The sequence below is a fragment of the Undibacterium sp. Ji83W genome, from assembly GCF_049340385.1.
Classification (GTDB): domain Bacteria; phylum Pseudomonadota; class Gammaproteobacteria; order Burkholderiales; family Burkholderiaceae_D; genus Undibacterium.
Genome location: NZ_JBMPOZ010000001.1, coordinates 42,627 through 68,143 on the forward strand (window position 1 = coordinate 42,627; position 25,517 = coordinate 68,143).

Genomic DNA, 25,517 nt, shown 5'->3' on the forward strand with positions numbered 1-25,517 from the left:
TGTCAGGACAACAAAACCCTGTAGCAATAAGGTACAGCATTAATAGCATTGCTATTTAATTACAAAAATTAACCTTTATTGAATTGTGGGCAACTCAAAGCTCAGTTAACATGCAAATAAAAGTAAGAAAGACTAATTATGCAAAGCCCGAGCACACAGCCATCCGCAAGCCCTGCCAGAGTGGTCCCTCTGGTCATTATTGCGCCGGTGCGTGATGAAGCCGACCTGATCAGGCTGACGCTGGACTCGATGGTAGCGCAAACAGTCAGGCCCGTAGAGTGGATCATCGTCGATGACGGCTCACAGGATGGTACTGCTGATATCGTGCGCGAATATGCTGCCAAGCACCCATTTATCAGGCTGGTCCAGCGCCCTGACCGTGGTTTTCGCAAGGTGGGTGGCGGTGTAGTCGCCGCCTTTAAATTTGGCATTACCCAGATTGAGCATCAGGACTACGAATATATCGCCAAGCTGGATGGCGACATGTCTTTTGGCCCCAGGTACCTGGAGTGCATGTTTGAGCAATTTGCCCTTGAACCCAAGCTGGCCGCTGTGTCCGGCAAGGTCTATCGTGAAGAAGAAGGGCAAAAGATAGAAGAAATCATCATCGATGAGCATGTCGCTGGTCAGTTCAAGCTTTACCGCAGAACGGCATTTGAAGAAATCGGTGGTTTTGTGGAAGAAGTTTTGTGGGATGGCATCGATGTTCATACCGCCCGCATGAAGGGCTGGACGACCAAAAGCTTTTTGCATACTGACGCCATACTCATGCATCACCGACTGATGGGCTCGTCTGACAAGAATGTGTATCGCGGTCGCCTGCGCTGGGGGCGGGGTATCTGGTTCATGGGCTATCACCCACTGTATGCCCTGGCCTCAGGCATTTTCCGCATGCGTGAGAAACCCTTTGTCATCGGTGGTTTACTCATCATTGCTGGCTATCTTGGTGCCGCGATTAAACGTGCGCCCAGATATGACAACCCAGAATTCAGAGAACACCTGCATCGCTGGCAGCTTGGACAGATCAAGAAACTATTATCAGGGCAAAAAAAATAAACATTCGTGCGCCGCAATTTGTGCGAAAAGAATTTATAGCGCATCAATCCCAGGAATATAAGCGAAAAGCCCCACAACCATGCTCAATGCTTCACCCGCCTCCAACACCTCACAATCAGCGCAAATTCTGGCTGCGTTCACAGGCATTGCGTTTGGCATAACAACTTATCTGACGCTACTTGGCATCATCCTGTATTCCGACCATAGTGATATAGAAATTTTTGGCGTACGCATGCTGATTGCTGGTCTGAGCAGCATCATCGTTTTCTCCAGCCAGCAATTACTGGGGACACTGCAAGAAAAGCACGTCCTGGCCGCCTTCCCCAGCATTACTGCACGCTGGTTTGTGGTCTTCATGATCGTGCTGATGAGCGCCTATGTCGACAAGTCTGCCGAAAGATTGTCACGCGCCATCATGCTGATCTGGCTGTTCACCACGCCATTCACGCTTTTGCTCACTGCGCTGATCATGCGCAAGCTGGCAGTGTATTACTACTCCAACCCTACAAGAAGGCGCAAGGCGGTGCTGATCTGGTCAAATTCAGCCTGCTCTGACTTGGTAGATTCACTGCGCAACACGCCATTGGCTGCAATTGACTTCGTCGGATTCTTTGATAACAGGAATGAGTCGCGCCCACCCAGCAATCTGGAAAGACTGGGGGACTTGAGTGACGCCGCCGCCTGGATAGTTGATGCTGAGACCGGTCATGTCAATGTCGATGTGGTCTTCATAGGATTGAACACCAAGGAACCACCAGAACTGGCAGAAATTATTGCGATTCTGGAGGACAGCACCGCTTCCACTTACTTTGTGCCAGAATCGCTGATTTTTGGTATGCCGGGCATACAATTGCGTGAATTGGCTGGCCGCCCGGTGCTGGCCTCAACAGAAACGCCGTTCATAGGCTTGGCTGCCCTGCCCAAGCGCATGCTGGATTTATTCGGCTCTTTCTTTGGGCTGATTGCTTTGTCGCCGATATTGTTGTTGATAGCGATAGGCGTCAAACTGAGCTCACCCGGGGCTGTGTTTTTCAAACAAGTCAGGTATGGGATAGCGGGCCGCCCTATCAATGTCTACAAATTTCGCAGCATGCGTCAAAGTAATCCGAATGAGCGCATAGTACAGGCCACCGTTGGCGATCCACGTGTCACCAGGTTTGGCCGCTTCCTGCGTCGTTCTTCCCTGGATGAATTGCCTCAGTTATTCAATGTACTCAAGGGTGAAATGAGCCTGGTCGGGCCGCGCCCCCATGCGGTTGAACACAATGAGTTATACCGCAAGCTGGTCAGTGGCTACATGTTCCGCCACAAGATCAAACCTGGCATCACTGGCTGGGCGCAAGTCAATGGTTTGCGTGGTGAAACCGAGACCCTGGAAAAGATGGAAGAACGTATTGAATATGATCTTTACTATATCCAGCACTGGTCTATCTGGCTGGATATAGTGATTATCTGGCGCACCATCAAGGTTGTGCTTGGTGATAAAAACGCATACTAGGTATTTTATTTACTTATTTTATTTCGCAGCCTGGCGTAATTTACGCAAGTGCTGCCCCAGGCTGGATGCTTTCAACATTTGCTTGCCATGATAGAGACCAGCCTGCACTTTGCTCAAGATAGCTGGTGAACTGACAGCCCCTTCACACAGTTGATGCGCACCTGTGGCGAAACGTAATTTGTAAGCCTGGTCTCCCCTGCCCAAATCTATCGTAGTTATTGCGGTTTGAGCAGCATGTCTGGCGCATTGCGCCAGTAAAACCAAGCCTGGTGAATATTCAGCAAAGTCTGTGTGATACCAGGGAAACCAGTAATGCAATACCTTGCTGGAGCGCATACCAAAATGCGCCGCGATCAGGGTGTCACCAGCATACAGCGTCGATAACATGCCTGCAAAATCAGGCGTATTTGCAGCCCTGATTTCGTCCATCACCTGCCTGACCCAATCCAGTCTGAAAATATCGTGCTCTACCCCGACTGTGCGCTGAAACTGATCACGCTTACCAGCGATCAATGCAGCAAAATCAGCAGCGCTGGTGCTCTGCAACTCAAAGCGCAGCTCACCAAATTTTTTGCTGAGTTTGCGCTCATTGGTTGCCACTTTTTTAAAGAGTGATGCATCACGCTTCTCTGTCAGGCGCTGCGCATAGGCATCAAATCCACCCGTTAAATCCAGAATATGCGACTGGCTTTGCGTCCATGCATATTGATTGAACTTTCCCAAATCCGATGGCATGTGGTTAAAGGTGAAGTAGCGGCATTGCATCGCGCTCAAGACATCAGCAATGCGCAAATCCAGGGGTGCCTCACATATCGGCCCCTGATAGTCAGCCAGAAAATCACCGATGGAGACAGCGCGGAAGCTGCTCAATGCATGAAAAGGCCACACACCCACGATAATGCCAGCATCTTCGCCTACCAGGATACGGGCATCATCCCTGGCATTGGCGATAATGGAGGTAAAAGCGGGAGCATAATAAGGACTATTGTAGATAGGGCTTTGACTGCGAAGGTTTTGACTGCGCAACTCAGCCCAGCGCGCCGACAAAGGCGCGTCGAGTTCTTTTGCGCTGATCAAACGGAATTTCATTTAAGCCTGCTCCGCCGGATAAAAATAAGTCTGCAGGCTTTGTTGCAAACCATTTTCTATACTTTGATCAACCAGGCTGGATAACTGGCTCTCGCGTGTTGAATCAAAGACGAACAGGCGATAAATATCGGACAAGCGCAAGCTGGCAGGATTAACCAGCATGATCCACAATTCAGCCCCTGCTTCGTTTTTGCGTAACCAAAAACGGCTACGTGAAGCCGTAGTTTCCACCTTCACCCTGGCAACCCAGCCAGTTTCTGCCATGCGTTCCAGCAAGCCCTCAATTTCATCTATGCCCAATCTGGTATCGGTACGTATTGTATTCACGCTAACGGCTGCGGTAGCATCAGCCAGACGGGCATCGACCAGTACCTGCAAGATACTGACGGCATCTTCAAAAGCACTGCCAGGCGTAGGCACATGCCACCAGCGCTCAAATTTAACGACTGGCAATGCAGCGGCGATGACCGCACCTATGAGTATGATCAGCCAGGAAACATAAATCCAGACCAGAAACAGCGGAACGGCCGCCAAGGCACCATACACGATGGTATAGGTAGGAAACTGAATGACGAAGCTGGCAAATATACGTTTGGCAATTTCAAAAGCCACCGCGGCAAACAAACCACCCCAGGCAGCGTCACGCCACTCAACTGAACGATTTGGCACCACCAGATACAGCAAGGTGAACGCACCTGTTGTAAAGGCAATCGAAGTCAGGGTATAAAATACAGCCCCTAAAAACGGCACAGAACCAACCACACCACTAGTAGCAGTGAATAGATAAGAAGTACTGGAAATAGAAACACCAACCAGCAAAGGCCCCAAAGTGACGATGGCCCAATACACCAGCAGTCTTTGCAAGGCCGGGCGCGAGCGCTTCACCTGCCAGATCTGGTTGAATGATTTGTCTATCATTGCCATGGTGGTAATGGCTGTCACCATCAAGGCCACTCCACTGATGGCAGAAACACGGGTCGCCTTGGTGGCAAATTGCGTCAGATAGCCCAGGATGGTATTAGAAATCCCTTTGGGCATCAGACTTTGAATAAAATACGCCTCCAGCGAAGTGCGAAAGGTATTAAATAGCGGAAAAGCCGTAAAAATGGCAAAAGCCACGGTCAAAATCGGTACCAGGGCCAGTACCGTGGTAAAAGTCAGGCTACCAGCAACCTGTGGCAAACGACCTTCCTGCAAGCGCTGCAGGGCAAATTTGAAGAGATTGAGTATTTGTTTCCACGACAGACCACGCATAGTTTTTGCAGCTAGAGATATAAATGCCTCGATTTTAACGAGAAACCAGGAAAAAAGACTTCTATAATACAAGCATGACTACACAAGAACTCACGATTTTAGTTTTATTTTACTCACGGCATGGCAATACCAGAAAAATGGCAGAATTTATTGCCCAGGGTATAGAAAGCGTACCTGGCTGCAATGCCCGCCTGCGCACAGTGCCGGCCGTTTCCACGGTAGCAGAAGCAACGGCCTCTGACGTGCCAGCAGATGGTGCGCCGTATGTGGAACTGTCAGACCTCAAAGAATGCGCCGGGCTTGCCATGGGCTCCCCTACCCGCTTTGGAAATATGGCTGCAGCATTAAAGTATTTTCTGGATGGCACGGCAGCCGACTGGTTATCCGGCACGCTGACTGGCAAGCCAGCCTGCGTATTCACCTCCACAGGCAGTATGCATGGCGGCCAGGAATCGACCTTGCTCAGCATGATGCTGCCTCTCATGCACCATGGCATGCTGATGCTGGGCCTGCCATATAGCCACGCTGAACTGATGACAACCTCAACTGGTGGCAGCCCCTATGGCGCGACTCATTGGGCTGGTCAGGACGGCGCGCAAGCTATCTCGGAAGATAGCCGCAAACTGGCTATCGCATTAGGCAAACGTCTGGCAGAAGTCAGCAAAAAATTACAGGCTTCAGCATGAGCACGGCAACACCAGAAAAAAAATATTACCTGCTCGCTTCTGCCAGTCTGATTGCCTTGCTGCTGCTCTGCATCAGCTGGGAATGGTTTTTGGCACCATTGCGCCCGGGTGGCTCATGGATGGTACTCAAGGCCCTGCCACTGCTAATACCTTTGCGTGGCGTATTGAAACGCGACAATTACACCATGCAGTGGTCGTCCATGCTGATCTGGCTCTATTTCACCGAGGGCATAGTCAGGGCATATAGTGACCGTATCCCCCTTTCCATGGCTTTGGCTTGTGGAGAGGTCGCACTGTCCATGTTGTTTTTCATCGCCATCATCCTGTATTTGCGGCCCTTGAAAAAAGCCGCCAAAGCGCTGGTGAAAGCAAAAGCAGCAAAGACAGCGGCTGAGTGATAAAAATGAGTCAAGTCGATATCGTGCAAACAGAATTTCTTGCCGCCTGCACCAACATTCTGGGCAATGATTTCGTCATCACAAATGCAACCGACCAATACCCGTATTTGATAGACTGGCGTCAGCGCTACCTGGGCAAGGCACTGGCCGTGCTGTTGCCTCAATCCACCAATGAAGTGGCAAGCCTGGTGCGGCTATGCGCAGCACATCAAGTCGCTTGCGTGCCTCAGGGTGGTAATACTGGCCTGGTATTAGGCAGCATACCCGACCAGTCCGGTCAGGCTGTGGTCATTTCATTGAAACGCATGAATCGTGTGCTGGCTGTTGATGTCGCCAATAACACGATCACTGTAGAAGCTGGCTGCCTTCTGGCGCAGGTACAGGACGCTGCCAGCGCAGAGCAAAGATTATTTCCCCTGTCTCTGGCCTCAGAAGGCAGTTGCACCATAGGCGGCAACCTCTCAACCAATGCTGGCGGCACCGCAGTTCTACGTTATGGCAATACCAGGGAATTATGCCTGGGACTGGAAGTCGTCAACGCCCAGGGTGAAATCTGGAATGGCTTGCGCGGCCTGCGCAAGGACAATACTGGCTATGACCTACGCGACTTGTTTATAGGTGCTGAAGGTACACTGGGCATCATCACTGCCGCAGTGCTGAAATTATTCCCACAGCCACGCGCGCAAATTACCGCATTCGTCGCACTAAAAAATGCTGATGATGCCTTGCAGCTGTTAAACCAGTGTCAGTATGCACTAGGCCCTACCCTGACTGCGTTTGAATTGATATCTGACTTCAGCCTGCAACTGGTACTTAAACACTTCCCTCAACTGCAGCATCCATTCGGGCACAGCCATCCTCTCCGTTATCCTCGCAACTATCCTTATTATGCGTTGGTGGAAATATCTGATCACGAATCAGAAAGCCATGCGATTGCACTCGTGGAGCAGGTTTTGGAACAAGCGATCAATGATGGCCATGCCGCTGATGCCGTCTGCGCAACATCTGTCAGTCAATCCAAATCTTTATGGCAGCTACGAGAACACATTTCAGAAGCACAGGCCAAGGAAGGCAAGAATATCAAACACGATATTTCCATACCTGTTTCGCAAATCCCCCGTTTCATACAAATCACGGATGCAGAATTAACAAGCGCATTTCCCGACTGCCAGATCGTTTGCTTTGGTCATATGGGGGATGGAAATTTGCACTACAACGTCTCTGCACCAAATGGCAGCAGCGATGTTGACTTCATCCAGCAACAAGCAGCAGTCAATCGCATAGTCCACGACCAGGTGCATCAATTTAAGGGATCGATTTCTGCCGAACATGGCCTGGGAATGTTGAAGCGGGATGAGATCAAACTCTATAAATCCGAGCTGGAATTATCCATGATGCGTGCCATCAAGACAGCGCTGGACCCACAAAATTTGATGAATCCTGACAAGGTTTTATAGTGCGCCTCAATGGCCCACCATGCCCCAATGCGATTTACAGCATTGAGGCATCAAAATCTTCAATTACTTAATTGTCGTGGCGTAAAGCGCCGCGCTTGCGGCCCTGCTACTTCTGCAACTTGCATGGTGGATGGCAGGTGAAACACACTGACTGCGCGCGCCAATTCTACCGCCTGCTCTTCCATGCTTTCAGCTGCTGCTGCTGCTTGTTCAACGAGCGCCGCATTCTGTTGCGTCATTTCATCCATTTGCGTGATCGCCAGGTTCACTTGTTCTATGCCTGAACTTTGTTCCTGGCTGGCTGCTGTGATCTCGCTCATGATGTCGGCCACATGCTGAACACTGGTGACGATCTCGTCCATGGTCTTGCCGGCCTCATCCACCAGCTTACTACCCTGATCGACTTTGTCCACCGAATCGCTGATGAGGGACTTGATTTCTTTGGCGGCACTGGCACTGCGTTGCGCCAGGTTACGCACTTCTGCGGCGACCACGGCAAAGCCACGACCCTGCTCACCTGCACGGGCAGCCTCTACCGCTGCATTCAAAGCCAGAATATTGGTCTGGAAGGCGATGCCGTCAATGACACCGATGATGTCAACAATCTTGCGCGAGCTTTCCTTGATCGAGCCCATGGTACTCACCACTTGGCCAACCACAGCACCACCTTTGACGGCGACGCCGGATGCAGATACCACCAATTGATTTGCCTGGCGCGCATTGTCGGCATTTTGCCTGACGGTACTAGTCAGTTCTTCCATGGAACTGGCTGTTTCTTCCAGGGAGCTGGCTTGTGATTCTGTGCGACTGGACAAATCGGCGTTGCCAGAGGCGATTTCTTGGGAGGCAACGGTGATGGTTTCGGTACCTGTCTTGATCTTGGAGATCGTATTCAAGAGGTTTTCCTGCATCATCTGCAAGGAATGCAGCAAGTCACCTATTTCATCGGTGCCACTTGCGTCCACGTGCTGCGTTAAATCACCATTGGCAATTTGATCCGCGATAATGGCGGCACGTTTGATAGGACCGGCAATGGTTCTGGCAATCAACCAGGCAGCGATAGAACCTATCACTATCGTCAGAACGCCGATGATCAGCATGCCCAGCCTGGCATTTTTGTAATTAGTCAGGGATTCATCATATGCCGTTTTCATGGCCTTGTGCTGCTGGCTGGCCAACTCGGTTAGAGCCTGCATCCATTTTTCATTTGGCGCATTAAATTCTGTCTGCAATACCGAGGCCGCATCGAAATAATTCCCTTCTGCAACCAGGCCTTTGATTTTGTTGGCAATCGCCAGCACCTGGCGTTTTTGATCAACAGAATTTTGCAGCGTATCTTTTCCGTCTTTGTCGTCGATCAGTTTTTTTGCTGCGAGTTCGGAAGCATCATAGCCTTCCAGTATCTTGGCCAGTTTTTTAGTTTCACGATCTGCTTCAGCCATGTCGCTGGGCGCTGTCATTTTCCGCAACACTAAAGCTAGCGCCCGACCTTGCTCGCGCATATCAGTGGCTGCATCCAGGCTGGCAACCTTGGTATTGAAAATATAGTCAGTTGAAGCCTGTAACTGACTGAGCCGGAACAAACCAAGAACGAGCAGACCGCAGGACAGCAAAATGACCAGACCAAAACCCAGGGCCAGGCGACCGCTAATCTTCAAACGCGACAATTGATTCATACATTTTCCTGAGTATCCGAAAGAGACGGAGGGTGGAAATCAGACTCACATGAAAAGAAAAAATCGCGGGGGCATGTTCACCCTCTTTTTTACGTCCCCATGCATTCTAATTTTTATATTTTCAACATGAAAAACTTCAGAAAAACCCTGCTTCAAATTGCAACGAGTAATAACAATTTGATTATGCTCGCATAGAATCCTGATCAAATTCCCTGCTTCACAAGAGGTATTGCTTGATCAGAGTATAGCCTGAAAGACAGGCTGAGCAAATGCGGCAATGATGGCGAATTGCAACATCGGTTTGAAATAAGCGCTTGATGCATGGACAGTAAACGCTTGCAGGCAAGGTACGAAACCCCTGGTTTTCACTCTTAAAAACTACGCTTTAGCAGTTACACATTCAGGAGTCTTGAACGAAGTGGTGGAAATTGCCTGCCCATCGTCAAAACGCAACAAACGTTCCGGCCATTGCAAGGCAGCCAATTTGCAATCCGATTCAGGGAAATCCTGGTTTTTTCTCGCCGCCCAACGACCACCAACAGAAAAATCCACGCAATACACATTGCGGTGCTTGCCATGCCATGCCAGAGGTGAGGTATCTTCAAACAAATCCTCTCCCCCTTTACCAACGTGGGAACGATCAAATGAATGAAAACGACGCCAGTAATGGCCAACAACGACAGGTACCTGTTCATCATAATCTTTCCACCACTGCACACGTCCGACGAAACGCCATTTGCCGCCTGAATAAAATGGCGTATGCCATTTACATTCAACACCGGAAGTCAACACGCGCAAAGGATTATGCATCTGCATCAGCGCATCGTGAGCAGCATGTGCATGCATAAAAGGCGGTTCATGATGTGGATTTTCCAAACCCGGTAGATGAGCCGCCAACTCCGCCTGCATGGACATTTTTAATTCCTGCGCCAGTTGATGCGTGTCAGCATCCCACCGACGATCATTTTCTATGACATTACCAATAGACAAATGACGTATCTGTTCCAGATACTCAGGGATCCAGGCGGCATGAACCACACGCAGATCATCCCGCTCCAGAGCGATAGGCAAAGACAATAGAAAAGCAATAGTGTCCGCTTTTTTTGCAGCATCAAGCCGCTTGAAGGGTGCGTACTTGGGTTCATCCCAAGTCACCCTCTCATCAAAAAACCAGCCCGCACCATCTTTCGCGCTGCCGCGCAAAAGATTCATTTCATGGTTACCCAATACCGCCACTGCGCTGCCCGTTCTGATCAGACGCTCAACTAGTGCTAGTACGGCGGGACTATCCGGGCCACGGTCACAGAAATCCCCGACAAAAACCAGGCTGCGCCCATCCTTGTGCCCGCCATCTGCATCATAGCCAAGATGTTGCAGCAAGTTAGTAAGTGCATCATATTCGCCATGGATATCGCCAATAATATCAAGCGGGCCAGGTGGCAGTTTTTGAATCAAGCTCATCACTATCCTTTTTATCTGATCTTACCAACACAGGTTTGCACTAGAAACATCAGAACTCAAAGCTCAAGCTGCGGCATGATTGGTTTTAATGAAAATACGCATCGAATCAATCTGATCTCATATAAATGATAGCATCAAATTGATTCGATGGTAAAATATTTTCAGTGATAACTTACCATCCAATAACAATGATGCATTTGCACACACTACCTGCTGCCCAGCGCGAACGGCTGGCATATATAGAATTTCAATTGTGGTTTCTGGGGACAGTAACGCGCAAAGGCGTCATGGATCGCTTTGGCATAGCGTCGGCGGCGGGCACACGCGACCTGGTTTTGTACCGGGAACTGGCCCCCGACAATGTGATGTATCAAGGAAAAATGTATCACTACCGGGACAGCTTCCAGCCACTCTTTCAACATCAGCCAGACAGGATATTATCTGCGCTGTGCTCTGGATTTGGCGATGGCGAACGCAGTACAGGTGAAGCACTTTTACAGCACGATATTCCCAGCCGCCTGAATCAACCTGCACTGCGAGAATTGGCAATGGTAACTCGCGCCATTCGCGGCCAATATCCGCTCAGACTTACCTATCACTCAATGAAAACCGGCCCATCCATCAGGGAAATTGTCCCACTGGCACTGGTAGATTCTGGCTTGCGCTGGCATGTGCGGGCATACGACCGAAGCAAGCGTGAATTCCGCGATCTGGTACTGACACGCATGGATGACATCATCAACATACAGCAAGGTGACCCAAACCATGCAGTGCAAGAGCATGAGCGACTCACTGCCGATAAACAATGGCAACAAATAAGCCATATTGAACTACAGCCACATCCCTCGCATCCCCACCCAGAGTCCATCATGCGCGACTACGGCATGACGGACGGCAAGTTGCAAATCAAATTGCGCGCAGCCATCGCTGGCTATGTTCTGCGCCTGTGGCAAGTCGATTGCTCAGCGGATAGCAAACTTGATGGAACCAACTTCAGATTGAAACTGGCTGATCTGAGTGTACTTGATGGTGTAAAAAATGCAGTGTTGGCACCGGGCTATCAGGAAACGAAAGAGCTATAGGAATTGAGTGTTCAGAAAACGAAAAAGCCCAGAATTGTAATCTGGGCTAAGTCTTTGAATCTGTTGGCCTGTCCAGCACGAATCGAACGTGCGACCCCGAGCTTAGAAGGCTCGTGCTCTATCCAACTGAGCTATGGACAGTCTTGTTGATGGCTAGCAAAACTGATGTTTGCAAGCCCAAAAACTGAAGGCTGAATAGTACATGGTATCGCTCTCACTTTCAAGAATGAAACCACTTCTGACAGCGAATTTACTTAGATTGCTGGTGGAATGCAATCTGCCAGGCGGCGTGCAGTAGTCGATGCCAGTTCTGCGTCTTCCGCTTCAACCATGACGCGCACCAAAGGTTCGGTGCCGGATGCGCGTATCAGCACCCTGCCCCGGTCTGCCAGTTCGGCTTCAACCACTTGTTTCTCGGCAACCAGTTTCTCATTTTTTTGCCAGTCGAAACCAGCGGGTACTTTAATGTTCAATAAGGTCTGCGGGAATAACTCCAGATCATCAAAGCATTCATCCAGGTTTTTGCCATTGCGCCTTAATGCAGACAACACCTGCAAGGCTGAAACTATGCCATCACCGGTAGTATGCTTGTCCAGGCACAGGAGATGGCCTGAACCTTCCCCCCCCAAGAGCCAGCCGCGTTCCTGCATTTGCTCCAGCACATAGCGGTCGCCTACTTTGGCGCGGGCAAAGCCTACACCCAGTTTTTTGAAGGCGACTTCGACTGCCATATTCGTCATCAAGGTACCGACCACGCCATCAACTTTACCGATCGCCATACGATCGAGAACCATCAGGTACAGGAGCTGGTCACCGTTATAAATCTTGCCGTGCTTATCTACCATCAGCAGGCGGTCGGCATCACCATCCAGGGCAATCCCCAGGTCAGCATGGTTGGCACGTACGGCCAGGGACAAGGCGTCAGGCGATGTCGCCCCGACCTTATCATTGATATTGAGGCCATTCGGTTGATTGCCGATGGCGATGACATCCGCACCCAGTTCATGGAAAACATGCGGGGCGATATCGTAGGCGGCACCATGGGCACAATCGACAACAATTTTCAAACCGCGCAGATCCAGTTCTGCCGGGAACGTGCTTTTGCAAAATTCGATGTAGCGCCCATTGGCATCACTCAAGCGGCGCGCTTTGCCGAGTTTTTCTGAACTCACGCATTGCATGGGGCGTTCAAGTTCGGCTTCGATGGCCAATTCAACTTCATCGGCCAGCTTGTTGCCATTGGCAGAAAAAAACTTGATGCCATTGTCATCAAAGGGATTATGTGAAGCGGAAATAACGACGCCCGCAGACAGGCGCAATGCACGTGTCAGGTAAGCCACTGCCGGAGTTGGAGCAGGGCCTGAGAGCATGACATCGACACCTGCTGCGGCAAAGCCGGCTTCCAGCGACGCTTCCAGCAAATAGCCTGAGATGCGGGTGTCCTTGCCTATCAAGACTGTGGGGCGGGCATCGCCAGTGACATTGGCTTGCGCCAGCACCTTGCCTGCAGCAAAGCCCAGACGCATGACAAAATCAGGCGTAATTGGTGCAACACCCACTTTGCCGCGTATACCATCGGTACCAAAATATTTTCTGCTCATATTCTTCCTGCCCATCAAGGGGATAATACATCCCAGATTTTGTATGCATCGACAGTTTCTGCCACGTCATGCACACGAATAATGTTTGCGCCCATTTGTTTTGCCAGCAGGGCTGCGGCGATGCTGCCTGCCATGCGTTCTGGCGCCGCCCTGCCCGTCAAGCCACCTATCATGGATTTGCGGGATACGCCAACCAGCACAGGCAAGCCCAGCTCTTGCTGGAATTGATGCAAGTGCCTGAACATGGCCACATTATGTTCCAAAGTTTTGCCAAAACCAAAACCGGGGTCAAGGCAAATACGATTTGCTTCCACACCTGCATCTTCCAGCGCTTTCATGCGCTCACGCAAAAAGCGCGTTACGTCCTGATTGACATCAATATAATCGGGGCTAACTTGCATGTCTTCAGGCGTATTTTGCATATGCATGACGCATAAGGCAGCATCTGCATTTTGCACGGCAGCGATAGATTCAGGTGAGCGAAAACCCTGGATATCATTGATCATGTCGACACCAGCAATCAGCGCCTCTCGCATGACTTGCGGCTTATACGTGTCTATGGACAAGGGTTTGCCACAATCGCGCAAAGCATAGATCACAGGCATGACCCGGTTCAATTCTTCGTCCAGCGGCAAAGGGGCAGAGCCTGGGCGGCTGGATTCACCACCGATGTCGATGATATCGACGCCATCTTCTATCATCTGTTCAGCGCGGGCGATTGCGCTTTCCAGGTTCAGGTATTTGCCGCCATCAGAAAAAGAATCAGGCGTGATGTTCAGCACGCCCATGACCAGGGTTCTGGCTTGTGTTCCGCTCAAAGGATAGCGAAAACGGCCACATTGGAAATATTTCATTTTTTAAAAAGACTAAGGGTGAGGAATAATCCCCACCCTTGTACAAGAAATTCAAAAATTAATTGTGTATTTTTTGTACGTCAGCTCAGGCTGGTGCAGTTGCGCTTGGAGATACGCCACCAGAAGAGCTACCAGAAGAAGGACGGCTGCTCGTTTGTCCTTGTTTTGGCGGACGTGGGTCCACACCATTCATGATGTCATTGACCTGGTCTGCATCGATGGTTTCCCAATCCAGCAAGGCCTTGGTCATGGCTTCTACCTTGTCGCGGTTTTCTTCCAGAAGTTTACGAGACAAAGCATATTGGGTATCCAGAATACTGCGAATTTCCGCATCCACTTTTTGCTGAGTTGCCTCGGAAATAGTCTTGGATGGACCGCCAAAATAACCTTCACTCTGACTATCTTCATAGACCATCACACCCATGCTGTCAGACATACCAAAGCGCGTCACCATCGAACGTGCCAGCTTGGTTGCACGGGAAAAGTCGTTGGAAGCGCCCGTAGACATTTGGCCAACGAAAATTTCTTCTGCAATACGACCACCAAACAAAATGGAAATTTCTTCCAGCATTTTATCTTTGTAGCCGCTGATCTGATCATGCTCAGGCAATTGCCAGGTCAGACCCAAGGCAAAACCACGCGGCATAATGGTGACTTTATGGACAGGATCAGCCTTAGGCAGAAGTTTGGCGATCACAGCATGACCGGACTCATGATAAGCCGTGTTCCTGCGCTCATCTTCACGCATGACCATGGAACGACGTTCTGGACCCATGTAGATTTTGTCTTTTGCATCTTCAAAATCCATCATTTCGACCAGACGCTTATTGCGTCTTGCGGCGAACAAGGCTGCTTCATTGACCAGATTGGCCAGGTCAGCACCGGAGAAACCAGGAGTACCACGCGCCAGAATATCGGCCTTGACGTCAGCAGAGATAGGCACCTTACGCATATGAACATTAAGGATTTGTTCGCGGCCACGAATATCCGGCAAGCCAACAGAGACTTGACGGTCAAAACGACCGGGGCGCAACAAAGCTTTATCCAATACGTCAGCACGGTTGGTTGCAGCAATCACGATAACGCCGGAATTCGCTTCAAAACCATCCATTTCAACCAGCATCTGGTTCAGTGTCTGTTCGCGCTCATCATTACCACCGCCCATACCGGCACCGCGATGACGGCCAACAGCATCAATCTCATCAATAAAGATGATACAAGGCGCATGTTTTTTGGCGTTTTCAAACATGTCACGAACGCGGGAAGCACCTACACCGACGAACATTTCAACGAAATCAGAACCAGAGATGGTGAAGAAAGGCACTTTTGCCTCGCCCGCAATCGCACGGGCAATCAAAGTTTTACCAGTACCTGGAGGACCAACCATCAGCACGCCGCGTGGAATACGACCACCCAGTTTTTGGAATTTGGTAGGGTCGCGCAAGAAATCAACGATTTCGCTGACTTCTTCCTTGGCTTCATCGCAACCTGCGACGTCGGCAAAGGTGACGTTATTATTAGTGTCATCCAGCATCCTGGCTTTGGATTTACCAAAGGAGAACGCACCACCTTTACCGCCACCCTGCATCTGGCGCATAAAGAATACCCAGACGCCGATCAGCAACAGCATCGGGAACCAGGAAATGAAGACTTGAGACAGGAAAGACTGCTCTTCAGGCTGTTTGACATCAAACTTGACGCCACTGTCCACCAAATCACGGATCAAGCCCTTGTCGAGCACTGTGATCTGGGATTTGACTTTAATGCCTTCAGAATTGGTCGCCACGATGGAGCGATTGGCTTCATCGATGGTGGCATCCTTGATGTGCTTGGATTTGACCTCATCCAGGAACTCGGAATACGGGATGGACTTAACGCCAGCACCGATACCTTTTCCATCAAACTGCTTAAAAAGTGTAAAAAGCACCAGGGCAACAACCACCCATATAGCAGCTTTTGAAAACATATTATTCACGAGAACTCCTTGAAGGCAGGATGCGCCATTTGATACTGTAAACGTTCATTCTACCCCCATTGGGTAGAGCTTGCTAGCCAGCATATGTTGGCGATATTGATGATTATCAAGAGGTAAATGCAATTATTCGGGGTTTTTCAAGCCTCTGCCGAGCAAAAATATCTCGGAAGACTTGTCTTTACTGGCTTTTGGCTTCTTATTGACCACTGTTTTGAATTCATCTTTAAATAGTGTGAAAATGTTGTTATAGCTAGGTCCGTGGAAGCATTTCACCAGCAAAGCACCACCTGGTTTGAGATGTGCCTTGGAAAAAGTGACTGCCAATTCAATAATATATTCGACACGGGCAGAGTCAACGGTTGAGTTACCAGACAGATTTGGGGCCATATCTGATAAAACCAAGTCAACTTTGCGCCCTAACAATTTAGATTCCAATTGATCCAGCACTTCATCTTCACGAAAATCGCCTTGTATGAATTGCACGTCAGCGATAGGGTCCATAGGTAACAGGTCGAGGGCAAAAATTTCGCCCGTGATGCCGCCACCTTCTTTACCTGCCAGCTTATTCCTTACATACTGTGACCAGCTACCAGGTGTTGCACCCAAATCAACAATAATTTGCCCTGGACGTATCAGTTTTTCAGATTCATCTATTTCTTTTAGCTTGTAAACGGCGCGCGCACGATAGCCTTCCTTTTGTGCAAGTTTCACATAAGGATCATTAATATGGTCGTGAACCCAATTTTGATTGAATTTATTCTTTGCCATTCGCGTAAAATACTGCTTTTAAAGGAATTACTATGTTAAAACTTACGCCCGCTGAAAGAAGCGAACTCCGCTCCGAAGCACATGCACTGAAACCTATCGTATTAATCGGCGAAGCTGGATTGACTCCTGCTGTTATCAAAGAAATTGATGCTGGCCTGAATGCCCATGGCCTGATCAAGGTACGCGTATTTGGCGATGATAGAGAAGCACGCATAGGTATGTACGATACCATCTGCGCCGAGCTGAATGCAGCCCCAGTACAACATATAGGTAAACTTTTGGTGGTTTACCGTCCAAAACTGGAAGGCACAAAAGAAACCAAACTGGTTAAAAAAGGTAAAGGCATGCGCGAAGTTACTATCGTCAAGCCTAGCCCAAGTGGAACCAAAAAACCGACTGTATCCAAAGTCATGGTCAAAGGTAATGAACGTGTTACCCAGGGCGGCAATATCAAACGTGCAAAACCACGTCAAAGCAGTGCAAAAAAATCATCGCTTGCCAATAGCTGAGCCTGAATACCTCTGATATCTGATCAGTACTCAACCCGGCCAAACCAGGCCGGGTAATATTTCTGCCTGAGAATACGTCTTTCAAGTCACTCTACATCGCTTTACATCTACTCATATTCATTTACCGAATATAAACTCAACAAACCTCAATACTAAACGTACAGTACGTCCAGCACTTCATATTCACGCACACCGGCGGGTGCTTGCACGCCAACCACATCGCCAGCGTACTTGCCGATCAAGGCACGTGCGATAGGCGAAGTAATGGAGACCTTGCTCAATTTCAGGTCGGCCTCATCTTCACCAACGATCTGGTAACTGACTTTTTGTGAAGTTTCCAGGTCTTCCAGATGCACGGTAGAGCCAAATACGACGCGACCTTCTGCGTCCAGCGCACTAGGATCAATGATTTGCGCAGAACCCAGTTTGCCTTCCAGATCGGCAATACGTCCTTCGATGAACGCCTGACGTTCTTTGGCAGCATCATACTCGGCATTTTCAGACAAGTCGCCCTGCGCGCGCGCCTCAGCGATCGCATTGATGACACTTGGGCGCTCTTTAGTCTTTAAAAGATGCAATTCTTTCTTAAGCAATTCTGCGCCGAACTTGGTGACAGGTACTGTACTCATATCATTCACACTCATAAAAGTAAAAATACAGAGGCCACGTCAGACACCAGCACTACCGATGCCTTTGTGACCTCTGTATCGAAGTTCAAGCTTCCCTGGGATTACTGCCCGGGGACACTGTTATTTCTATCAGTTTAAGGTTTTATGCAGACCTTGTAAATCATAAACATGTAATTCATTGAGATGGCGCATACCTTCGACTGCAGCTTCGGCACCGGCTATGGTCGTGAACGTTGTTGCACGGGCAATCAATGCAGAGGTACGAATAGCGCGTGAATCTGTAATTGCATTGCGCTTTTCTTCCACAGTATTGATGACCATGGCGATGTCATTGTTCTTGATCATGTCCACGACGTGTGGGCGACCTTCAACAACCTTGTTCACGATCGACACCGGGATGCCTTCAGCCGCTATCGCCGTTGCCGTACCACGGGTAGCAACGATGGAGAAGCCCATCTCAACCAGATCACGGGCCACTTTCACGCCACGTGGTTTATCACTGTTCTTGATGCTCAGGAAAACCTTGCCGGAAGTTGGCAATTTCACGCCCGCACCCAATTGTGATTTCACAAAGGCTTCACCAAAGGTTTTACCTACACCCATGACTTCACCAGTCGATTTCATCTCAGGGCCGAGGATAGTATCAACGCCTGGGAATTTCACGAACGGGAATACCGCCTCCTTGACACTGAAGTATGGTGGCACGACCTCCGCACCTATTCCTTGTGAATCGAGAGACTGACCAACCATGCAACGGGCAGCAATCTTCGCCAGTTGCAAGCCAGTGGCCTTGGATACATAAGGCACGGTACGTGATGCACGCGGGTTCACTTCCAGCACGAACACGACATCTTTACCCTCTTGCTGCTGAATCGCAAACTGCACATTCATCAGGCCGACAACATTCAAACCTTTAGCCATCAAGGCAGTCTGGCGCTTGAGTTCAGCAATGGTCTCTTGTGACAGGGAATATGGTGGCAAGGAACATGCGGAGTCACCAGAGTGCACGCCTGCCTGTTCGATATGTTCCATGACGCCACCGATGAAGGTACGCTCACCATCAGACAGGCAATCAACGTCAACTTCAATCGCATCATTCAGGAAGCGATCAAGCAAAACTGGAGAATCATGGGATACCTTGACGGCTTCACGCATATAGCGCTCAAGATCACGTTGCTCATGGACGATTTCCATCGCACGGCCACCAAGCACATAAGATGGACGCACCACCAGCGGATAACCAATCTCTTGTGCCAATGCCAGCGCATCAGTTTCAGTACGCGCAGTACGGTTAGGCGGCTGACGCAAGCCCAGGTCTTGCAGCATTTTCTGGAAGCGTTCGCGATCTTCAGCAGCATCGATCATGTCTGGTGAAGTACCAACGATAGGCACGCCATTGGCTTCCAAATCGAGAGCGAGCTTCAAAGGTGTCTGACCACCGTATTGCACGATGACGCCGACCGGCTTTTCTTTTTCAACGATCTCCAGCACATCTTCCAGCGTCAATGGTTCAAAATACAGACGATCGGAGGTGTCGTAATCAGTAGAAACAGTTTCAGGATTGCAGTTGACCATGATGGTTTCATAACCATCTTCGCGCAGTGCAAATGCCGCATGCACGCAGCAATAATCGAACTCAATACCCTGGCCGATACGGTTAGGGCCACCGCCCAATACCATGATTTTTTTCTTGTCGGTAGGATTCGATTCGCACTCTTCTTCGTACGTCGAATACATGTAAGCTGTATTCGTGGCGAATTCACCGGCGCAAGTATCAACGCGCTTGTAGACTGGGCTCACGTTCAAAGCCTTGCGCTTTTCACGAATCGCTGTGTCAGTCGTTTTCAGCAATTTTGCCAGACGGCGGTCAGAGAAACCTTTTTGCTTCAGTTGCAGCATCAGGGCTTTATCGACGCTGTCGAGTGACTGCTCATCCAGCCACAATTCAATATCCACGATATCCTTGATCTGCACCAGGAACCATGGATCGATATGCGTCAGTTGATGTACTTCTTCCAGCGTAAAGCCCTGGGCAAAAGCATCGCCGACATACCAGATGCGGTCAGGTCCAGGCTCACCGAGTTCTTTTTCCAGGGTTTCACGGTCCTGGGTTTTTTCATTCATGCCATCGACGCCAACTTCCAGGCCACGCAGGGCTTTCTGGAAAGATTCCTGGAAGGTACGGCCAATCGCCATCACTTCGCCAACAGATTTCATCTGCGTCGTCAGGCGGTTATCTGCCTGAGGGAATTTTTCAAATGCGAAACGCGGGATCTTGGTGACGACGTAATCAATCGAAGGCTCGAAAGAAGCTGGCGTAGCACCGCCAGTAATTTCATTACGCAATTCATCCAGCGTGAAACCAACTGCCAGCTTGGCAGCAATTTTAGCGATTGGGAAACCAGTCGCTTTCGATGCCAGCGCAGATGAACGCGACACGCGCGGATTCATCTCAATGACGATCATGCGGCCATCAGCAGGGTTGATGGAAAACTGCACATTGGAACCACCAGTATCAACACCAATTTCACGCAGCACTGCCAAAGAGGCATTACGCATGATCTGGTATTCTTTGTCGGTCAGTGTCTGCGCCGGTGCCACCGTGATGGAGTCACCGGTATGCACACCCATAGGGTCAAGGTTTTCGATGGAGCAGACGATGATGCAGTTGTCGGCCTTGTCGCGCACGACTTCCATCTCATACTCTTTCCAGCCTATCAGCGATTCTTCAATCAGCAATTCGTTGGTAGGCGATGCTTCCAGACCGCGCTTGCAAATGGTCTCGAATTCTTCTGGATTATAGGCAATACCACCACCCGTACCACCCATGGTGAACGATGGACGGATGATAACAGGGAAGCCAACATCCTTTTGCACAACCCAGGCTTCATCCATAGTATGGGCTACGCCGGAACGTGCAGAACCCAGACCAATCTTGGTCATGGCGTTCTTGAATTTCAGGCGGTCTTCAGCCTTGTCGATAGCTTCTGGTGAAGCACCGATGAGTTCGCAATTGTATTTGGTCAGCACGCCATTGCGATGCAGATCAAGTGCGCAATTCAGTGCAGTCTGGCCACCCATGGTCGGCAGAATCGCATCAGGTTTTTCCTTATCGATGATGCGTTCGACGACTTGCCAGGTGATAGGCTCGATGTAAGTCACATCGGCCATTTCCGGGTCAGTCATGATGGTCGCCGGATTGCTGTTGACCAGAATCACGCGGTAACCTTCTTCACGCAAAGCCTTGCAGGCCTGTGCGCCGGAATAATCGAATTCGCAAGCCTGGCCAATGATGATGGGGCCAGCGCCGATAATCAAAATACTTTTTATGTCGTTACGTTTTGGCATTCTCTTATTCTCCTGTCTTTGCCTTGGCCATCATCGCGGTGAAGCGGTCAAACAGGTAGGCAATATCATGCGGACCTGGTGAGGCTTCAGGGTGACCCTGGAAGCAGAAAGCTGGTTTATCAGTGCGGGCAAAGCCTTGCAGCGAGCCATCAAACAAAGACACGTGGGTGACGCGGCAGTTGGCTGGCAAAGTTGCGGCATCCACTGCGAAGCCATGGTTTTGTGAGGTGATCAACACTTGCTTGGTATCCAGATCCTGCACAGGATGGTTGGCACCGTGGTGACCAAATTTCATCTTGAGCGTTTTAGCACCGGATGCCAGCGCCATGATCTGATGACCGAGGCAAATACCAAAGGTAGGAATGCCCTTCTCTATCAACTCCCTGGCAGCAGCAATCGCGTAATCGCAAGGCTCAGGGTCGCCAGGACCATTCGACAAAAACACGCCATCAGGGTTCAGTGCCAGCACATCGGCAGCACTGGATTGCGCAGGCAATACAGTAACCTTGCAGCCGCGCTGAGCCAGCATGCGCAAGATATTGCGCTTGACGCCAAAGTCAAAAGCGACGACATGGAATTTGGGATCTTGCAACTGGCCGTAACCCTGACCTAATACCCACTCAGCCTCAGTCCAGTTGTAAGCCTGCTTGACAGACACGACCTTGGCCAGATCCATGCCAGACAGGCCAGGGAAAGACTTGGCCAGAGCGATGGCTTTTTCAGCATCAGCACCCACCAGGATGGCACCGCCCTGCGCACCTTTTTCACGCAAAATACGCGTCAGTTTGCGGGTATCAATACCAGCAATAGCAACGATGTTTTGAGATTTGAGGTAATCAGAGAGGGTTTGTTCAGAGCGGAAATTCGATACCAGCAAAGGCAGGTCTTTAATGATCAAACCGGCTGCATGGATTTTGTCAGACTCTACGTCTTCGGCATTGACGCCGGTATTACCAATATGCGGATACGTCAGGGTAACGATTTGAGAACTATAACTGGGATCAGTCAAAATTTCCTGATAACCGGTCATTGAGGTATTGAAGACAACTTCACCTGTCGTTTGACCGGCAGCGCCGATCGAATATCCAGTGAAAATGCTTCCATCGGCGAGAGCAAGTATAGCTGTGTCCTGGCCGGAACGAAGAAGGGACTGCGGAATGGGCAGCAAGGGCAACTCCTGTATTGTTACCGCCGCTGCGACGCCCCAAGCTGTCGTTTCCCTGACCGCGCAAGAATTGCCGCGCGGCCTGGAAAGATGATGGAGCGATGTGAATTTGGGTAGGCGCTACGGCGAGATTTCGGATTAGTTAAACCCTCGAATTATAGCGCGAAACGGCCCATCAGGCAAATGCGAAATGCCTGATGGGCCGTTAAATTGCCTGCAAACTCAAGAGTAGTACGGGCGTTCGCAAATCAAGTCACTACTATTTTCCTTGAAACTCCCACTAAAACCTGGTCCGCTAAAAATACTGATAATAAAAATTACAGGCCCAGCGCAGCAATACCCGCTTTGGCGATTTGCGCATCTTCTGCCGATTTCACGCCAGAAACACCAACCGCGCCAACGCATTGACCATCAACAATAATTGGTACGCCACCTTCGAGCATACCTTCCAGAGGTGCGCTCAGGAAAGAGAAACGACCATTATTGATAATATCTTCATAGATTTTTGATTCGCGTTTGCCCAGGGCGGCAGTAGCCGCTTTTGCTGGCGCAATTTGCGAAGAAATAGGGGCGACGCCATCCAGGCGCTGCAACCACATCAAATGACCGCCATCATCCACGATGGCGATCACGACGGGCCAGTTATTGGCTTTGGCTTCTGCTTCGGCAGCAGCGGCAATTTTTTTGACATCATCCAATGTCATCACAGGTTTTGTTTGCATAAATACCTCTCCATTAAAGTCAGCGGATTGTACGCCAAGCAATTGCGCTTAGGTATACAAACAGTTTTTACCAATTTAGCAGGACTTACGCAAAACCGCCCCAGCTGCGTTGCAGCTCCAGTAGTTAGTAAAATTCGGTACTAAAGTACTGTCTTCGTCACTACGGTGTAGTCGGGGCTTCAGGCAATATGTTGCCTGCCGACGTAACGAACCGCCCTTGCAAGGGCGGTTTCTTGAAGCGATAGCCTTGCTGGGACAATTTTGCATAAGTCCTGATAAAGGCAGATAAAATTATGATTTAAATAAAATCCATGCAACAAGATTGCTTTCATAGCAAGCCAGTGGCTGAAACTTATTGTTACGCAGAAAGGTATCCCAAATAGTTTACATTTTTTCTGAGTTCGCTTAAAGTTGAGCGGTTTTTCCAACCAGGTGCAAAGATGCTAATAACCGTTTCCAGACTATCAAGGAAAGCCAAGTTAGTGCTTATCTCGACTACGCTGCTCGCCGCAGCGGCTAACCCAGCCTGGAGCGCAGACAATCCCTTCCCCGAATCCTCAACCGCCTACACCAAACTGCAGGAAATCAAGCAACGCGCATCTGACCTGACAGTCAAAGCCATGGATTTGATGGGCATACGTTACAAGCGCGGCGGCAACTCTCCGGAAAATGGTCTCGATTGCAGTGGTTTTGTCAGATATGTATTCAAGGATGTGGTCGCAGCCAATTTACCGCGTACCTCGGCAGAAATCAGTAAAGTAGGTGAACACGTAGAGCAAAAGGATTTACAGCCGGGTGATCTGGTTTTTTATAACACGCTCAAACGCGGCTTTTCCCATGTAGGAATTTATCTGGGTGACAACAAGTTCATCCACTCCCCTTCAGCAGGCGGCCAGGTCAGGGTAGAAAGCATGGACATCGCCTACTGGAAAAAACGCTTCAATGGCGCACGCCGCATCAATGATGACGATGCCAAATAATCAAAAAGTATTGCCAATACAATAAATACAAACGCTAAATCAAGCTAAATTATTTAGCTTCAAGCGATAATCTAAAAAAATTTCCAGCCCTGGAAAAAATAAAGGCAGAGCAATTCATGCCCTGCCTCATTCAAATCAAGCACGCCAGCGATCAGCGTTCCTGCATCGCTTTAATCTTTTGCTTAATCTCAGGCATCATCGCCATTGCCGCTTTTTCACCAGCCAGTATGGCCAGGTTACGACCATTAAAGTCATTCCCCTTCATGCCTGGCAATTCGGGACGGATAACAATCTCAGCCTGTTTCAATTCATATTGATTGATGCTTTGCCCCATGATAGCCACGGTTTGCAGCAAAACATCGAGGGTAGCATTTGAAACCAGGGGCTCTGGTGGCGCAGAAATATTGACTGCGATAACCAGGTCAGCACCCATTTCACGGGCAAATCTCACTGGCACGGGCGATACCAGGCCACCATCAACATATAGCCTGTCATTGATTTTCACAGGCTGGAATACGCCAGGCACTGCAGATGAAGCGCGCACTGCCGCACCTGTATTACCGCGCTGGAACAACACGGCATGGCCAGTTGCCAAATCAGTCGCTACCGCACCAAATGGCTTGCGCAGTTTTTCTATCGGCGCCTGTGCCACCAGACGGTTCACATAAGCTTGCAAGGCATCGCCCTTCAATACCCCGCTAGACTTGGAAAACAATGGCAGTGACCAATCAGAGATGGTTACTTCATCCATATCCAAAGCCATTTTTTGCAAGGCAAACCCGTTGTTGCCAGCCGCGTACATGGCTGCCACCACGCTACCCGCGCTGGTACCAACCACTAGATCAGGATTGATGCCCTGCGACTCCAGTGCCTTGATCACACCAATATGCGCAAAACCGCGCGCAGCGCCGCCCCCAAGCGCCAGGCCTATGCGCAAAGGCCTCAGTGTCTTTGCCACCGGTATGGCTGGAGCAGCCACGGTGCTTGCTTGCTGCGGCGACGTATTGCAGGCAGTTAAACCAAATGCCAACAATACTGGCATGACAAGGCGAACCAGGGCTGGTTTATTGCTGACAAACAAAGCTGGAATGAATGAAGAAATATGCGGCATGTGATTTCTGACTGGATAAATAAATAGTGTGCGGCCCCAAGCTACTGAGGATATTTTGCAGGTGCGTGATTATATTTCTAATTGACCTGCTGCACAGATCAACTCCCAAAAAAACTGGCGAAAAGATCAATGCAAACAAGATTAGCAAAGGCTTCCCTGCGCTTCACTCCCAGACAAACATCATAAATTCATGATACA

The 25,517-nt window shown here is 49.7% G+C and carries 21 protein-coding genes and 1 tRNA gene; 8 read left to right on the forward strand and 14 right to left on the reverse strand.

From position 1 onward, the window contains the following. The first annotated feature begins 138 nt into the window (after nucleotides 1-138). Together ACO0LD_RS00185 and ACO0LD_RS00190 are read left to right on the forward strand one after the other, a co-directional pair. Nucleotides 139-1,056 (forward strand): glycosyltransferase, encoded by a 918-nt coding sequence (locus ACO0LD_RS00185; RefSeq protein WP_423002600.1) that lies wholly within the window; start codon nucleotides 139-141, stop codon nucleotides 1,054-1,056. A 79-nt stretch (nucleotides 1,057-1,135) separates the two neighbouring features. Continuing rightward, the gene (locus ACO0LD_RS00190; protein WP_423002602.1) at nucleotides 1,136-2,554 is read left to right on the forward strand and encodes an undecaprenyl-phosphate glucose phosphotransferase; all 1,419 of its coding nucleotides are present in this window, start codon (nucleotides 1,136-1,138) and stop codon (nucleotides 2,552-2,554) included. A gap of 18 nt (nucleotides 2,555-2,572) precedes the next feature. On the opposite strand, the gene ACO0LD_RS00195 is transcribed toward ACO0LD_RS00190, so the two are convergent. Then, on the reverse strand, nucleotides 2,573-3,643 hold the full coding sequence (locus tag ACO0LD_RS00195) for a GNAT family N-acetyltransferase (RefSeq protein WP_423002604.1): 1,071 nt from the start codon (nucleotides 3,641-3,643) through the stop codon (nucleotides 2,573-2,575). After that, nucleotides 3,644-4,897, reverse strand: coding sequence for a YihY family inner membrane protein (locus tag ACO0LD_RS00200; protein WP_423002606.1), 1,254 nt, complete (start codon nucleotides 4,895-4,897; stop codon nucleotides 3,644-3,646). It abuts the gene before it with no gap. A gap of 74 nt (nucleotides 4,898-4,971) precedes the next feature. Between ACO0LD_RS00200 and wrbA the strand changes: the two genes are divergently transcribed. Genes wrbA through ACO0LD_RS00215 form a run of 3 tightly spaced genes read left to right on the forward strand, consistent with a single transcriptional unit; the run spans nucleotide 4,972 to nucleotide 7,438 of the window. Beyond that, on the forward strand, nucleotides 4,972-5,583 hold the full coding sequence (gene wrbA / locus ACO0LD_RS00205) for an NAD(P)H:quinone oxidoreductase (protein ID WP_423002608.1): 612 nt from the start codon (nucleotides 4,972-4,974) through the stop codon (nucleotides 5,581-5,583). After that, nucleotides 5,580-5,981, forward strand: a complete 402-nt coding sequence (locus ACO0LD_RS00210; RefSeq protein WP_423002610.1) for a DUF2069 domain-containing protein — start codon at nucleotides 5,580-5,582, stop codon at nucleotides 5,979-5,981. Before wrbA ends, ACO0LD_RS00210 begins: the two co-directional genes overlap by 4 nt. A gap of 5 nt (nucleotides 5,982-5,986) precedes the next feature. Further along, nucleotides 5,987-7,438 (forward strand): FAD-binding oxidoreductase, encoded by a 1,452-nt coding sequence (locus ACO0LD_RS00215; protein ID WP_423002612.1) that lies wholly within the window; start codon nucleotides 5,987-5,989, stop codon nucleotides 7,436-7,438. Between the two features lie 59 nt (nucleotides 7,439-7,497). On the opposite strand, the gene ACO0LD_RS00220 is transcribed toward ACO0LD_RS00215, so the two are convergent. Together ACO0LD_RS00220 and ACO0LD_RS00225 are read right to left on the reverse strand one after the other, a co-directional pair. Next, nucleotides 7,498-9,114 (reverse strand): methyl-accepting chemotaxis protein, encoded by a 1,617-nt coding sequence (locus ACO0LD_RS00220; RefSeq protein ID WP_423002614.1) that lies wholly within the window; start codon nucleotides 9,112-9,114, stop codon nucleotides 7,498-7,500. A 378-nt stretch (nucleotides 9,115-9,492) separates the two neighbouring features. Further along, on the reverse strand, nucleotides 9,493-10,575 hold the full coding sequence (locus ACO0LD_RS00225) for a metallophosphoesterase (RefSeq protein ID WP_423002616.1): 1,083 nt from the start codon (nucleotides 10,573-10,575) through the stop codon (nucleotides 9,493-9,495). Nucleotides 10,576-10,763: 188 nt separating this feature from the next. On the opposite strand from ACO0LD_RS00225, the gene ACO0LD_RS00230 reads away from it, so the two are divergent. Next, nucleotides 10,764-11,657, forward strand: a complete 894-nt coding sequence (locus tag ACO0LD_RS00230) for a WYL domain-containing protein (RefSeq protein ID WP_423002618.1) — start codon at nucleotides 10,764-10,766, stop codon at nucleotides 11,655-11,657. 64 nt (nucleotides 11,658-11,721) lie between these two features. Here the strand turns inward: ACO0LD_RS00230 and ACO0LD_RS00235 are convergent. The 5 genes from ACO0LD_RS00235 to ACO0LD_RS00255 all read right to left on the reverse strand — a co-directional run bounded on the left by ACO0LD_RS00235 (nucleotide 11,722) and on the right by ACO0LD_RS00255 (nucleotide 16,855). Next, a tRNA-Arg gene (locus ACO0LD_RS00235) sits at nucleotides 11,722-11,798 on the reverse strand. Nucleotides 11,799-11,911: 113 nt separating this feature from the next. Continuing rightward, nucleotides 11,912-13,258, reverse strand: a complete 1,347-nt coding sequence (glmM, locus tag ACO0LD_RS00240) for a phosphoglucosamine mutase (protein WP_423002620.1) — start codon at nucleotides 13,256-13,258, stop codon at nucleotides 11,912-11,914. A 14-nt stretch (nucleotides 13,259-13,272) separates the two neighbouring features. Further along, nucleotides 13,273-14,112: a dihydropteroate synthase gene (folP, locus tag ACO0LD_RS00245; RefSeq protein ID WP_423002622.1), complete on the reverse strand. Its 840-nt coding sequence runs from the start codon at nucleotides 14,110-14,112 to the stop codon at nucleotides 13,273-13,275. 85 nt (nucleotides 14,113-14,197) lie between these two features. Further along, on the reverse strand, nucleotides 14,198-16,087 hold the full coding sequence (ftsH, locus tag ACO0LD_RS00250; protein WP_423002624.1) for an ATP-dependent zinc metalloprotease FtsH: 1,890 nt from the start codon (nucleotides 16,085-16,087) through the stop codon (nucleotides 14,198-14,200). Nucleotides 16,088-16,210: 123 nt separating this feature from the next. After that, nucleotides 16,211-16,855 carry an RlmE family RNA methyltransferase gene (locus tag ACO0LD_RS00255; protein WP_423002626.1) on the reverse strand — a complete coding sequence of 215 codons (645 nt, stop codon included), beginning with the start codon at nucleotides 16,853-16,855 and terminating at the stop codon, nucleotides 16,211-16,213. 32 nt (nucleotides 16,856-16,887) lie between these two features. On the opposite strand from ACO0LD_RS00255, the gene ACO0LD_RS00260 reads away from it, so the two are divergent. Further along, nucleotides 16,888-17,364, forward strand: a complete 477-nt coding sequence (locus ACO0LD_RS00260; RefSeq protein WP_110253841.1) for a YhbY family RNA-binding protein — start codon at nucleotides 16,888-16,890, stop codon at nucleotides 17,362-17,364. Between the two features lie 152 nt (nucleotides 17,365-17,516). On the opposite strand, the gene greA is transcribed toward ACO0LD_RS00260, so the two are convergent. The 4 genes from greA to ACO0LD_RS00280 form a co-directional block, all read right to left on the reverse strand. Next, a complete protein-coding gene (gene greA, locus ACO0LD_RS00265; protein ID WP_423002628.1) occupies nucleotides 17,517-17,993 on the reverse strand; it encodes a transcription elongation factor GreA in 477 nt (158 codons plus the stop codon). Nucleotides 17,994-18,122: 129 nt separating this feature from the next. Next, entirely contained in the window at nucleotides 18,123-21,341 is a 3,219-nt protein-coding gene (carB, locus tag ACO0LD_RS00270) for a carbamoyl-phosphate synthase large subunit (RefSeq protein WP_423002630.1), read from the reverse strand. A 4-nt stretch (nucleotides 21,342-21,345) separates the two neighbouring features. Further along, nucleotides 21,346-22,500, reverse strand: a complete 1,155-nt coding sequence (gene carA, locus ACO0LD_RS00275; RefSeq protein WP_423004032.1) for a glutamine-hydrolyzing carbamoyl-phosphate synthase small subunit — start codon at nucleotides 22,498-22,500, stop codon at nucleotides 21,346-21,348. 323 nt (nucleotides 22,501-22,823) lie between these two features. Continuing rightward, nucleotides 22,824-23,228: a heme-binding protein gene (locus tag ACO0LD_RS00280; RefSeq protein ID WP_423002632.1), complete on the reverse strand. Its 405-nt coding sequence runs from the start codon at nucleotides 23,226-23,228 to the stop codon at nucleotides 22,824-22,826. A 440-nt stretch (nucleotides 23,229-23,668) separates the two neighbouring features. On the opposite strand from ACO0LD_RS00280, the gene ACO0LD_RS00285 reads away from it, so the two are divergent. Further along, nucleotides 23,669-24,208, forward strand: coding sequence for a C40 family peptidase (locus tag ACO0LD_RS00285; protein ID WP_423002634.1), 540 nt, complete (start codon nucleotides 23,669-23,671; stop codon nucleotides 24,206-24,208). Between the two features lie 151 nt (nucleotides 24,209-24,359). Here the strand turns inward: ACO0LD_RS00285 and ACO0LD_RS00290 are convergent, their stop codons facing one another. Then, nucleotides 24,360-25,319, reverse strand: a complete 960-nt coding sequence (locus ACO0LD_RS00290; protein ID WP_423002636.1) for a patatin-like phospholipase family protein — start codon at nucleotides 25,317-25,319, stop codon at nucleotides 24,360-24,362. Nucleotides 25,320-25,517: the final 198 nt, after the last annotated feature.

What these genes read in the sequence shown, in the direction of transcription:
- ACO0LD_RS00200 (WP_423002606.1), bottom strand. Translation starts at nt 4,897, where the DNA reads ATGCGTGGTCTGTCGTGGAAACAAATACTCAATCTCTTCAAATTTGCC.
- ACO0LD_RS00195 (WP_423002604.1), bottom strand. Translation starts at nt 3,643, where the DNA reads ATGAAATTCCGTTTGATCAGCGCAAAAGAACTCGACGCGCCTTTGTCG.
- glmM (WP_423002620.1), bottom strand. Translation starts at nt 13,258, where the DNA reads ATGAGCAGAAAATATTTTGGTACCGATGGTATACGCGGCAAAGTGGGT.
- wrbA (WP_423002608.1), top strand. Translation starts at nt 4,972, where the DNA reads ATGACTACACAAGAACTCACGATTTTAGTTTTATTTTACTCACGGCAT.
- ACO0LD_RS00215 (WP_423002612.1), top strand. Translation starts at nt 5,987, where the DNA reads ATGAGTCAAGTCGATATCGTGCAAACAGAATTTCTTGCCGCCTGCACC.
- ACO0LD_RS00255 (WP_423002626.1), bottom strand. Translation starts at nt 16,855, where the DNA reads ATGGCAAAGAATAAATTCAATCAAAATTGGGTTCACGACCATATTAAT.
- ACO0LD_RS00210 (WP_423002610.1), top strand. Translation starts at nt 5,580, where the DNA reads ATGAGCACGGCAACACCAGAAAAAAAATATTACCTGCTCGCTTCTGCC.
- ACO0LD_RS00225 (WP_423002616.1), bottom strand. Translation starts at nt 10,575, where the DNA reads ATGAGCTTGATTCAAAAACTGCCACCTGGCCCGCTTGATATTATTGGC.
- greA (WP_423002628.1), bottom strand. Translation starts at nt 17,993, where the DNA reads ATGAGTACAGTACCTGTCACCAAGTTCGGCGCAGAATTGCTTAAGAAA.
- ACO0LD_RS00260 (WP_110253841.1), top strand. Translation starts at nt 16,888, where the DNA reads ATGTTAAAACTTACGCCCGCTGAAAGAAGCGAACTCCGCTCCGAAGCA.
- carB (WP_423002630.1), bottom strand. Translation starts at nt 21,341, where the DNA reads ATGCCAAAACGTAACGACATAAAAAGTATTTTGATTATCGGCGCTGGC.
- ACO0LD_RS00285 (WP_423002634.1), top strand. Translation starts at nt 23,669, where the DNA reads ATGCTAATAACCGTTTCCAGACTATCAAGGAAAGCCAAGTTAGTGCTT.
- ACO0LD_RS00230 (WP_423002618.1), top strand. Translation starts at nt 10,764, where the DNA reads ATGATGCATTTGCACACACTACCTGCTGCCCAGCGCGAACGGCTGGCA.
- ACO0LD_RS00290 (WP_423002636.1), bottom strand. Translation starts at nt 25,319, where the DNA reads ATGCCGCATATTTCTTCATTCATTCCAGCTTTGTTTGTCAGCAATAAA.
- folP (WP_423002622.1), bottom strand. Translation starts at nt 14,112, where the DNA reads ATGAAATATTTCCAATGTGGCCGTTTTCGCTATCCTTTGAGCGGAACA.
- ACO0LD_RS00220 (WP_423002614.1), bottom strand. Translation starts at nt 9,114, where the DNA reads ATGAATCAATTGTCGCGTTTGAAGATTAGCGGTCGCCTGGCCCTGGGT.
- ACO0LD_RS00280 (WP_423002632.1), bottom strand. Translation starts at nt 23,228, where the DNA reads ATGCAAACAAAACCTGTGATGACATTGGATGATGTCAAAAAAATTGCC.
- ACO0LD_RS00185 (WP_423002600.1), top strand. Translation starts at nt 139, where the DNA reads ATGCAAAGCCCGAGCACACAGCCATCCGCAAGCCCTGCCAGAGTGGTC.
- ACO0LD_RS00190 (WP_423002602.1), top strand. Translation starts at nt 1,136, where the DNA reads ATGCTCAATGCTTCACCCGCCTCCAACACCTCACAATCAGCGCAAATT.